The organism is endosymbiont of Acanthamoeba sp. UWC8 (assembly GCF_000730245.1).
GTDB lineage: Bacteria > Pseudomonadota > Alphaproteobacteria > Rickettsiales > Midichloriaceae > Jidaibacter.
Map to the genome: position 1 here is coordinate 1,505,433 of NZ_CP004403.1, position 11,680 is coordinate 1,517,112.

The following is an 11,680-nucleotide window of genomic DNA, read 5'->3' on the forward strand; positions in this document are numbered from 1 at the left end:
TTGTATATAAGAATGCTAAGAATCACTCTACCTGATGGAAATTTCAAGGAATTTCCGGAACATATTTCCGGCTTTGAGTTTGCTGAATCAATCAGTAAATCACTGAAAAATGAGGCTATTGCCGTAAAAATTAATGGGGAGCTAAAAGATTTAGATACATTAATTACCGAAGATTCAAAGGTTGAGGTTATCACGCCGAAGTCGGAAGAAGGTTTGGATATAATCAGGCATGATGCAGCTCATCTTCTGGCACAAGCAGTCAAGGAGCTTTATCCCGAAACCCAAGTAACTATAGGTCCGACCATTGAGAATGGGTTTTTTTACGACTTTGCACGTGAGGAGCCGTTTACTTTAGAAGATTTGGCGAAGATTGAAGCGCACATGAAAAAAATTTCTGCGCGTAACGATAAAGTTACTCGTCGGGTGATGAGTCGTGATGAGGCGATAGAATACTTTAAAGGTTTAGGGGAAGTATATAAAGTTGAGATCATTAAATCTATTCCTGCTAGCGAAGAAATAAAGATTTATTCACAAGGTGGGTTTGCAGATTTATGCCGAGGCCCTCATTCACCTTCTACCGGTAAAGTTAAAGCCTTTAAGTTAATGAAACTTGCGGGTGCTTATTGGCGTGGTGATAGCAAAAACCCGATGCTACAAAGGATATACGGAACCGCTTGGTCAAATGAGGCGGATTTAAACGCTTACCTAAAACAACTGGAAGAAGCTGAAAAGAGAGATCATAGAAAGCTCGGTAAGGAAATGAATCTTTTTCATTTTCAGGAAGAAGGGCCAGGTGTGGTGTTTTGGCATCCTAAGGGGTGGAATTTATTTCAAAAGCTGGTGGAGTATATACGTCAAAAGCAAAATGATGCCGGTTTTATGGAAATTGCAACCCCTGAAATATTGGATCGTTCATTATGGGAAGCTTCAGGGCATTGGGAAAAATTTCAAGATAATATGTTTATAGCTAAAGCATCGGATGATGAAAAGGTTTTTGCGGTAAGACCGATGAATTGCCCGGGCGGAGTGCAGGTATTTAAACAAGGAATAGTGAGCTACAAAGAGCTTCCTTTAAGGCTTTCGGAGTTCGGTAAAGTTTATAGATATGAGCCTTCGGGTTCACTGCACGGGTTAATGAGAGTGAGAGGATTTACTCAAGATGATGCACATGTATTTTGTACTGAAGATCAGATAACTGATGAATGCAAAAAAAATGTGCAGCTTAATACTTGATATTTATAAAGATTTCGGTTTTGAGGAAGTAAAATTAAAGTTTTCCGATCGGCCTGAAAAGAGAATAGGTAGTGATGAGGTGTGGGATAAATCCGAAAAAGCTTTAAGGGAAGCAATTGAAGTAACAGGCCTACCTTATACCGTTAACCCCGGTGAAGGTGCATTTTATGGGCCTAAAATAGAATTTGTTTTAAGAGATGCAATTGGAAGAGATTGGCAACTCGGTACAATCCAGGTGGATTTAAATTTACCTGTACGACTTGGGGCGACTTATATCGGAGAAGACGGCAAAAAACACCATCCTGTAATGATACATAGAGCTATGTTCGGCTCAATAGAAAGGTTCTTAGGTATTATGCTTGAGCACTATGCCGGTAAGTTGCCGTTATGGCTCTCTCCGGTGCAGGTAGTGATTGCAACTATTACTAACCAAGTTGACCAATATGCCGAGGAAGTTGCCTTAACTTTAAAGAGGCAGGGTATTCAGGTAGAACTTGACTTAAACAACGATAAAATTAATTATAAGGTGCGTAAGCATTCTCTGGCAAAAGTCCCCGTAATTCTTGCGTTAGGTAAGAATGAAATGGAAAAAAGAGAAGTTTCGGTAAGAAGATTAGGGTCTGACTTACAAGAAGTACTTGATTTAAATGATTTTATTAATAAATTAGTACAAGAAGTCAAAAATCACAAAATTAACTAATAAAAGGAGCTGATTATTTCTACTAATAAAGCAAGTGATATAAGGATCAATGAACAGATAAATTCATCCCAAATTAGGTTGATTGATCATGAAGGAAATATGATCGGTGTAGTTTTACCGAAGCAAGGATTGGAATTAGCAAGGAGAGTCGGGCTGGATTTAGTTGAGATTTCCCCTAATGCTGAGCCGCCTGTTTGCAAAGTAATGGATTTCGGTAAATATAAATATGAAATCCAAAAAAAGGCACAAGAAGCTAAGAAGAAACAGAAAGTGGTAGAAATTAAAGAAATTAAGATAAGACCTAATATAGCGGAAGGTGACTACGGGGTAAAACTAAAGAATGCGCGTAAATTTATTGCCGAAGGAAATAAGGTAAGAGTTTCTTTGCAATTTAAGGGTAGAGAAATTACTCATAATGAACTTGGTTTCGCGGTAATTCAAAAATTCAAAGCGGACATGTCTGACGTGGCTAAAGTAGAGCTTGAACCTAAATTAGAAGGTAAACAAATATTCTTAGTTATCATTCCTAACTAATTTATTGATACCTATTGATTATTAAGCTTGACATAAGTTCTAAAAAATTCTCAAATTAATTATACGGAGAATTTTTTAAGCTTATGTTTTTTAATTTAAGATATATAACCCTTATTGTATATGGGATAATTATTATTGTTTCTTTACTTCTTGGAGTATATTTCAAATATTATACTACTGAGTATTTTGTGCGCGATGTAAGTCAAAAACAAGCACAGGAAACAGCCGATAATTATGTAAAATTGATCTGGAATAAATATTATCCGGTTATAGGGTTCTTGGCTGATAAGCCAATCGCTACTGCTGAAACTTTCCCGCAATACCTGGCTTTTGTTGAGGAAAGTAACAGATTTTTTTCATCAAATAATATTACTAAAGTAGTTATATACGGTGCAAACGGTGCTTTATACCAATCAAATAATTTAGCTTTAAACGAGAAACAAAGTCTTTTCAGTTCTTATTTCTATCCAAATGAAGTTAGTAACTCTTTAGATAAAATAAAAATGATTAAAAGTATTTCAAGCGTTGTAATTCCTTCAGCTGAAATAGAAGACGGAAGAGGGGAGCAAATATCTTTAGTTAAAACTTTTCTTCCAATAGCACCGCAAAACGCGCTTGAAGAATTAAAAAATCTAGCGGCTAAAGCCGGCGCAATTTTAGAAATTAATTATAATGTCAGCAGTGAATTAAAAGTGATTGAAATCATCCAGTTCACCGCTATTTTCTTTATCATTTCCAGTTTTGGGGTTATCACGCTTGGTGTATTCCTTTCCGCCCAACAAGCAGAAAAAATGATAGAAAAGCAACAAGAAGCAACAGCCGAGCTTTCAGTTGCACGTACTTCCGCCGAAACGCAAAGTAAAGAAAAATCTAAATTCTTAGCTAACGTGACTCATGAGCTTAGAACCCCGCTTAATGCAATTATCGGGTTTTCTGAGATTATCAGCAGTGAATCGATGGGACCGATAAATAACGAGCAATACAAAGAGTTTATAAGGGATATCCATACCTCAGGACTTCACCTGCTTAGCTTGATTAATGATATTTTAGACTTTTCAAAAGCTGAGGAAAACAAGCTGGATGCTATATTTGAGGATGTGGATCTTACTAAAGTAATAAAAATTTCACTTAAAATGCTTATGCCCCGTGCTGAGCAGGCAAAAGTTATTCTTAAAGATGAATTACCTGAAGAGCATATTATAATCTCAGCGGATAATAAGCGCTTAAAGCAAGTAGTTTTAAACCTGTTATCAAACTCGGTTAAGTTTACTCCCGAAGGCGGTAGTGTAACCATTAAGGCATGGAAGAATCTTGATCTTAATCTTATTATCATAGAAGTAATTGATACCGGGCTTGGTATGGAGCCGCAGGATATAGCGCGCGCACTTACTCCGTTCGGGCAGATAGATAACAAGTTGAGTAGAAAATATGACGGTACCGGGCTTGGATTGCCGCTAACTAAGAAGTTGGTGGAAATTATGAAAGGTAAATTTGAAATTAAAAGTGAGCCGGGTCTGGGAACTTCGATCACACTTACCTTTCCCCTACCGGGCAGTCAAATTGAAGAAGACAAGACTACCTAGTTATAAAACGAGCCTAAATACGATTATATGTTTTTTCGATATTAGTAATAAAAAAAGCACCCGGCAGGCTTGTAATAATATAAATCGCAAAAGCAACCAAAGCTATTGTTACTCCTATTTCTTCCAATTCAGGGTTAATAAGCCCGATTCCATATAGAAAGGTTAATTCTCTTAATCCTGCCCCTCCAATAGAAATGGGTAATATTGCAACAATTGAAGCAACTATAAATAATACGATAAAATTAATGATTTGATTATAACTTAAGCTTTGATTTAAAGCTAAGATGATAAGTAGCACCATTACTACTTGGAATAATTGCACAAAGAAAGAAAATATTGTCGCTCTTAATGCGGCGCCTATATTATCACGCAAAATATATTTTACTCCCAATAAATAACATGGAGTAATCAGTATAATGCATAACCAGGTTAAAAGTTTAAGGTAGGGTATCTTATGTAGAAAATCACTAAATAACACTAGGATTAGTCCAAATAAAACTAATATGTAAAAGCCGTTTACCCTTTCGTATAAAATTATTCTTAAGCTACCGAGCTTAGGAAATTTCTCTAGTTTTGACAGTAAATATACTTTATAACCGTCTCCGCCGATTCCTCCCGGAAGCAGAATATTATAAAAGGTACCTAAGTAATATAAAGAAACGGTAAATATAACAGGTAATGTCAGCCCGTATTGTTTAAAATAAAATTTACTTCTAAGGCTACTAAGAATCAGAGAAAGGTGTGAGGCAATAATTGCCACGACCAACAAAGCAATATCCGCATTTTTTAAGTATACAAAAAGCTTACTGATATCTAACTTTCCAAGTACTAAATAAAAAGCGGTTATACAAACTGATAATTTTATTATTATAATAAAATACTTCTTAAGATTAGTAGAGAGGAGTATTTTTAACACCCTCTACCGCCTTGATTATTAATTCTGGTATTACCGGTTGTTACTCCCGCTCTTTGCACATGTGAAGGGGAAGCATCCTTTTTTACATGTTGAAGTTTTTCCTTTCTTATGATGATACTTCCTATTCTAACCGAAGCAAAGCCGGAGGTAGGTAAATCCTCTTGTGTAGTTTCGGCGGTGTTGCCGGTTGGTGCATGAGGTGTAACCTGAGGTATTTGGAATCCTACTACTCTGGTAACAGTCTTAGGATCTATATATATGCGCTGTGGTTTACGAGTGCTCGCAACCACACATGGCTCGGAAGCCTCGGGAGGGGTTTTTTCGTGAGCTGCGCTTTTCTCATGAATAGTATTTTCCGTTAAGTTTTCTACTTTTATTGAGGTAGCTTTTTCTTGTTGTGACTCACTACATTCCAAACATTTTTTTAGGGCTTCTTTTTCCTTTATAATATAATACTGACTATCAGCACCGGGATAAGTTATTGCTATTTTTGAACTTTTGCGCATATGACCATCTAACTGCATAGTATCTGAAGATGCTTTTTCCTCCCTGCCGTCTGAGCCTGGTTTAGGCGTGTTCTTATCTAAATTATGCTCAAGTGTGCCATAAGCCTCGGCAGGATCGCCAAAAAGACTGGTTGGCTTAAAACTACTTGGATTAAAATGATTAATTCCCTTATGTTGTTTTTTATTTAACATATTCTCTTATCCTCCGTTTTGGGCTTTATTTTTGACCCTTGAAAGTATATCTTGTCAATAGAATTTTAAAATGTAAATTATTTTTTAATAAGCAAATTGTCTTTTAAATTTTTTCTAAGGTAGTGTAGTTGAGAGAGAAGCCATGTATGCAGAGCTAGGTAATGTTTTTTTATATATTGCATTAATATTATGCATTGTTATAGCTGTTTCACCTTTATATAGGTTACGTTTAGCGTATATCAGGATTGCTTGGTATCTGGTGTTCAGCCTTACTTTTCTAGCTTTTATAAGTTTAATACTTTGCTTTATTATCTCTGATTTTACCGTGCTTAATGTGGTTAATAATTCCCATACTGCAAAACCGCTGATTTATAAAATATCAGGTGCCTGGGGTAACCATGAAGGTTCAATGTTAATGTGGATATGCGCACTTTCCTTCTTTAGTGTAGTATTTGCTTATTTACAAACAACCGATTCATTGCTTATTCGGTATACATTAGTTATTCAGGCAGCTTTGCTTACCTTTTTTATAAGTTTTGTTATATTTACATCAAATCCGTTTCAAAGAATTTTCCCTGCTCCTCTAAACGGCTATGGGTTAAACCCGATATTGCAGGATATAGGTCTCGCTATGCATCCTCCAATGCTATATTTAGGATATGTCGGGTTCTCACTTATTTATAGTGGTGCAATTGCAGCACTCATTATCGGGGAGTTTAATAAGCAATTTGCGGTCATCTTCAAACCTTTAGTGCTTATGTCATGGGCATTTTTAACTTTAGGAATCGGGCTCGGCAGCTGGTGGGCTTATAGAGAGCTCGGGTGGGGAGGATTTTGGTTTTGGGATCCGGTAGAAAATTCTTCACTTATGCCCTGGCTAACGGCAACTGCTTTAATTCATTCTTTAATTGCTTTAGAGAAGTTTAATAAATTGAAGCATTGGAGTTTGTTACTTAGTATATTGACGTTCACTTTAAGTATGGTCGGTACTTTTTTAGTCAGATCAAATATTATTACTTCCGTGCACTCATTTGCACAAGACCCAAAGCGCGGTCTTTTTATTTTAATATTTTTGGCGACAGCAACCGGTATAGCTTTAATATTATATTCAATAAGGGCAAGCAAAATAGTTAATGTTGAAGAAACCGAAGATTACTTGTTTTCACGTAATACCTTTATTGTTTTTAATAATTTAATATTAACTACAGCTGCATTTATAGTGATTTTAGGTACGCTTTATCCTGCCCTGCTTGAAGTTGCGGGTGAAGGGAAAATTTCAATAGGTGCGCCGTATTTTAATAGCTTGATCGGTTCTTTAGGTGTTATATCATTATTATTTATTATTATCGGAACCCAATTAAATTGGGGTAATTCTAAGCTCCAAAAACTCTATAATGATAATAAGGTGCCGTTTATTTTAGGTGGGGTTTTTGCCGCCCTTATAAGCTACCAGTTTAAAATTAAATCTTTGTTTACGGTAATTGGAGTAACAGGGGGTATATGGTTAATAATTTCTGTTTTAAATTATACTTTAAAGAGAATTAAGCAATTAAACGGAAGCATAATAAGTATGGCATTAGGCCACATCGGGTTTGGGCTTTTAGTGCTGGCTATCACCCTTAATTCAGCTCTGGAAATGGAGGTTGAAAAGCCGCTTAAGGTAAAAGAATACTTAGACCTCGGGAGTTTTAGATTAACTCTGGAAAAGATTGATATACATAGGGGAAAAAACTACATAGCAAGAGTTGCTGAATTTAAAGCATTTAAACATAATAACTTTATAACGACTTTATTGCCGGAAACCAGATTTTTTCCGGTTGAACTCCAGCAAACTACGGAATCCGCAATTTATAATACCCTATTTTATGATCTATATATAGCAACCGGAGAACTAAATGAAGAAGGGATACTCATGGTAAGAGCATATTATAAACCCATGATCAGCTGGGTTTGGTTTTCCTGCTTATTAATCTTCTTAAGCGGTATGGTGAGCTTATTCAGCAAAATGCTGAAGAAGCCTAAAGCTTTAAGAAAGGCTAAATAGTTTATATTTAGCTTTCCTTTTTATCATCGAATGGTATTTTATTTATGAATTAAATATCATTTAGAGCTTATGTTACAAAGACGATTTTCAAAATTTGCATTATTAGTTCAAGATGCGGCGGAAAAAGGTATATTATTATTGCTTGCAACAATAATGGCATTAATTGTAGCGAACTCAAAATACTTCGGATGCTACCAGGATATACTGAATCAAACTTTTTCATTAGCATACGGAAAACATGTCTTCGAACTTTCGCTTCATGCATGGGTTAATGATTTTTTAATGGCAATTTTCTTTTTTCTGGTCGGAATGGAAATAAAAAGAGAAATGATTGAAGGTAACTTAGCTTCAAAAGAGCAGAGAATATTACCGGTAATCTGTGCAATGTTCGGTGTGTTAATACCGGTGCTTATATATATAAGTTTTAATTACAACGATCCTGTTAAAGTTAAAGGATGGGCGGTTCCTGCTGCAACAGATATTGCTTTTGCTTTAGGCATGCTAAGTTTGTTCGGTAAAAATGTTCCAGTATCTTTGAAAGTATTTTTAACAGCGCTTGCAATAATAGATGATTTAATGGCAGTTGTAATTATCGCGCTATTTTATTCGCATAATTTAGATCTTTCTTATCTTCTTTATATAGGATTTATTTGCTGTTTAATTGTTTTTCTGGGAAGAGCGGGGTTAGTTAGTATTCCGTTATATTTAGTACTCGGAATAGGTATGTGGTATTGTTTCTATAAATCAGGGATACATGCGACTATAGGAGGAGTCGTGCTAGGGTTTTTAATTCCGCTTTACAGAAATGGAAATAAGGAGGATTCACCTTTAAAAGATCTCGAACAAGGGTTACATAAACTCGTCGCGTATGTTATATTGCCTCTCTTCGCTTTTACAAATAGTGGTTTAAGCTTATCAGGCTTAAGCTTCGCTTCTATAAAGAATAGCGTACCGCTTGGGATAATATTAGGACTGTTTTTCGGAAAACAGATAGGAGTGTTTTTATCGGGGCTTATACTAATTAAGCTTAAAATCTGTAGAATGCCCGATAGAGCCGGTTATCTACAATTTTACGGAGTAGCGGTTTTATGCGGCATAGGTTTTACGATGAGTTTGTTTGTCGGGATATTGGCTTTTGAGCATCATCCGGATAATTTATCGCTGGTACAGATGGGAGTCCTTGTCGGGTCATTGCTTTGCTCTATCTATAGCGCGATAATACTGCAAATATCAAATCTAAAAAAATAAGTAATTATATGTTTAAAAAGTACGAAATAAAAATTGCTTTACGTTATTTAAAAAGTAAACGTAAGGAAGGCTTTATCTCTGTAATAAGTGCATTCAGTTTTATAGGAATTGCGCTTGGGGTTGCTACTCTTATAATCGTAATGGCGGTAATGAATGGTTACGAAGTCGAACTTATAAAACGGATACTCGGCATTAATGGCCATATCTCGGTTTCTTCGCCCTATGGAAAGATAGAAAAGTATCAAGAGCTTATAAGTGGCATAGAAAAGATACCCGGAGTTAAGTTTGCCGCACCTCAAGTAATCGGCCAAGCTATGGCAACCAACAAAGAAAATGCCTCCGGAGTTTTGGTAAGAGGGATGGATGGTGCTGACCTTAAAAGAAAACCTATTATGGATTCAGCGATAAAGGTGGGGAGCTTAAGCGATTATATAGAAGGAAAAGGGATTATTATAGGAACAACTTTAGCTCAAAACCTGAGGGTAGGAGTAGGAAGCGAAGTTAAGCTTATTGCGCCGAGTAGTGATGCAATAGTAATCGGAACCATACCCAGGATGAAAACATTTAAGATAGTGGGTATATTTGATGTCGGTATGTATGAATACAACTCTTCAACGATCTTTATGCCCCTAAATTTTGCGAAAAAGTTCTTTCAGTATTATGATTCAGTTAGCGATATAGAAATAATTGTTGATAAGCTACCCCAAGTAGAAAGAATAAAAAGCGAAATTGCTGCAATTCAAAGTGAATCATTAAACATTATTGACTGGTCAATTACCCACCAAAACTGGATTAATGCTTTAAAAGTTGAGCGTAATGTTATGTTCTTGATTTTAACATTAATTATCATAGTTGCTGCATTTAATATAATATCAAGTTTAATTATGCTGGTTAAGGAGAAAACCAGAGGTATAGCAATACTTAGAACTGTAGGAATGTCAAAAGGCTCGATTATAAAGATTTTTATCTTAAGCGGTTCAGTCATCGGTTTCGTAGGTACTTTTTTAGGAGGGGTTATAGGGGTGGCGTTTAGCTTGAATATAGAGAGAATCAGAATATTTCTGGAATCTATGACAGGCTTGACTTTATTTGATCCTGTAATATATTACCTTACCCAGTTACCTGTGGATTTAGAAGCGCGCAATGTTATTTCAGTGCTCTTAATATCCTTAGGGTTATCTTTTTTAGCAACCATTTATCCGGCATGGAAGGCATCTAAACTAATGCCTGCAGAAGCATTGAGGTATGAATAAAATATGGCAAAATCCGAATTTATAAAAATTATCCAAGAAAGAGGATATTTTAACCAATGTACTGACCTCGAAGGGTTGGATGAGTTAATGAGCCAAAGCGGTATAACCGCTTATATAGGTTTTGATTGCACTGCCCGCTCGCTTCATATAGGCAGCCTTGTTCAAATTATGCTATTTAGAATTTTACAACAATGCGGGCACAGACCTGTTGTGCTAATGGGCGGAGGAACGACCAAAATCGGTGATCCGTCAGGCAAAGATGAAGCCAGGAAAATGCTTACACAAGAAGATATTGAAGAAAACAAGCACTCTATAGCACAAGTATTCAGTAGATTTATCAATTTCGGTGACGGGAGTAATGATGCCGTTATGGTCGATAACGCAGAGTGGCTGGAAAGTATTAATTATATTGAATTTTTAAGAGATTACGGGAGGAATTTCTCAGTAAACAGAATGCTGACATTTGATAGTGTAAAATTAAGACTGGAGCGTGAGCAGCCGTTAAGCTTTTTAGAATTTAACTATATGATTTTACAGGCTTATGATTTCGTGGAACTCAATAAGCGTTACGGATGTAGGCTTCAACTCGGCGGCTCCGATCAATGGGGAAATATTATAAACGGGGTTGATTTAGGCAGAAGGATGAAATGTCCTGAACTGTTCGGCGTTACCAGTAATCTTATTACAACAAGTTCAGGCGCTAAGATGGGTAAAACCGCTAAGGGGGCGATGTGGCTTAATCCTGATATGCTTTCTCCTTATGATTATTGGCAGTTTTGGCGAAACACCGAAGATGCCGATGTGGAAAAATTTTTAAAAATGTTTACCGAGCTTCCGCTCTCTGAGATCAAAAAACTTGCCGCGCTTCAGGATAAAGAAATTAATGAAGCTAAAATTATCTTGGCTAATGAAGCGACTAAACTTTGTCATGGCGAAGCAGCTGCACTAAGTGCTTATGAAACTGCAAAGAAAACTTTTGAGCAGGGTGCGGTCGGAGAAAACCTGCCGGTTTGTTATGTAGATTTGGCTGAGTTTAACGGCGGTATTCAAGCATTTAGGTTATTTAACCTTTCGGGGTTAGCGGCAACGGGTGCGGAAGCTAAGCGGTTAATTCAAGGAAGCGGAGCGCGCATCAACAATGAATTGATAAGTGATGAGCACCGGTTAATAACCGATAAGTTTCTGGTAAATGGAGAAATGAAGCTCTCTGCAGGTAAAAAGAAGCATGCAATTATAAAGGTTAAGCAATAAAAATATAGCTTAAGGCTAAATTAAATAAGCTGCATGTAATTTAGGTTATTTGCTATTAAATCAGCCAAGCTTAAAAATTAGCTTGATATTTAGCGACAAAGAATTTAAATTCCTTAGAGCACAAAGGAGAGATGGCCGAGAGGCTTAAGGCGGCGGTTTGCTAAACCGTTGTACGGTTGTAAAGCCGTACCGGGGGTTCGAATCCCCCTCTCTCCGCCAC

General features: G+C 36.5%; 8 protein-coding genes, 1 tRNA gene and 1 pseudogene. 8 read left to right on the top strand and 2 right to left on the bottom strand.

Annotated elements, in window-relative coordinates; genetic code table 11:
• Window positions 1-12 precede the first annotated feature (12 nt).
• The 3 genes and pseudogenes from thrS to I862_RS07990 all read left to right on the top strand — a co-directional run bounded on the left by thrS (window position 13) and on the right by I862_RS07990 (window position 4,050).
• Window positions 13-1,933: pseudogene (gene thrS / locus I862_RS08880) on the top strand (threonine--tRNA ligase).
• Window positions 1,934-1,948: 15 nt separating this feature from the next.
• Window positions 1,949-2,467, top strand: a complete 519-nt coding sequence (infC, locus tag I862_RS07240; RefSeq protein ID WP_411572140.1) for a translation initiation factor IF-3 — start codon at window positions 1,949-1,951, stop codon at window positions 2,465-2,467.
• A 188-nt stretch (window positions 2,468-2,655) separates the two neighbouring features.
• Window positions 2,656-4,050, top strand: coding sequence for a sensor histidine kinase (locus I862_RS07990; RefSeq protein WP_158499299.1), 1,395 nt, complete (start codon window positions 2,656-2,658; stop codon window positions 4,048-4,050).
• Between the two features lie 13 nt (window positions 4,051-4,063).
• Here the strand turns inward: I862_RS07990 and I862_RS07250 are convergent, their stop codons facing one another.
• Together I862_RS07250 and I862_RS07255 are read right to left on the bottom strand one after the other, a co-directional pair.
• Complete coding sequence (locus I862_RS07250; protein ID WP_038540643.1) at window positions 4,064-4,966, bottom strand: lysylphosphatidylglycerol synthase transmembrane domain-containing protein; 903 nt, start codon at window positions 4,964-4,966, stop codon at window positions 4,064-4,066.
• The gene (locus I862_RS07255) at window positions 4,960-5,664 is read right to left on the bottom strand and encodes a hypothetical protein (RefSeq protein WP_038540647.1); all 705 of its coding nucleotides are present in this window, start codon (window positions 5,662-5,664) and stop codon (window positions 4,960-4,962) included. The genes I862_RS07250 and I862_RS07255 overlap by 7 nt, the downstream gene beginning before the upstream one ends.
• 142 nt (window positions 5,665-5,806) lie before the next feature.
• On the opposite strand from I862_RS07255, the gene I862_RS07260 reads away from it, so the two are divergent.
• From I862_RS07260 to I862_RS07280, 5 genes are all read left to right on the top strand, one after another.
• Window positions 5,807-7,708: a heme lyase CcmF/NrfE family subunit gene (locus I862_RS07260; protein ID WP_038540650.1), complete on the top strand. Its 1,902-nt coding sequence runs from the start codon at window positions 5,807-5,809 to the stop codon at window positions 7,706-7,708.
• Window positions 7,709-7,777: 69 nt separating this feature from the next.
• Window positions 7,778-8,956: a Na+/H+ antiporter NhaA gene (gene nhaA / locus I862_RS07265; protein ID WP_038540653.1), complete on the top strand. Its 1,179-nt coding sequence runs from the start codon at window positions 7,778-7,780 to the stop codon at window positions 8,954-8,956.
• Between the two features lie 8 nt (window positions 8,957-8,964).
• Complete coding sequence (locus I862_RS07270) at window positions 8,965-10,209, top strand: lipoprotein-releasing ABC transporter permease subunit (protein ID WP_038540656.1); 1,245 nt, start codon at window positions 8,965-8,967, stop codon at window positions 10,207-10,209.
• Between the two features lie 3 nt (window positions 10,210-10,212).
• The gene (gene tyrS, locus I862_RS07275; RefSeq protein ID WP_038540659.1) at window positions 10,213-11,460 is read left to right on the top strand and encodes a tyrosine--tRNA ligase; all 1,248 of its coding nucleotides are present in this window, start codon (window positions 10,213-10,215) and stop codon (window positions 11,458-11,460) included.
• 125 nt (window positions 11,461-11,585) lie between these two features.
• Window positions 11,586-11,679: transfer RNA gene (locus tag I862_RS07280), tRNA-Ser, on the top strand.
• Window position 11,680: the final 1 nt, after the last annotated feature.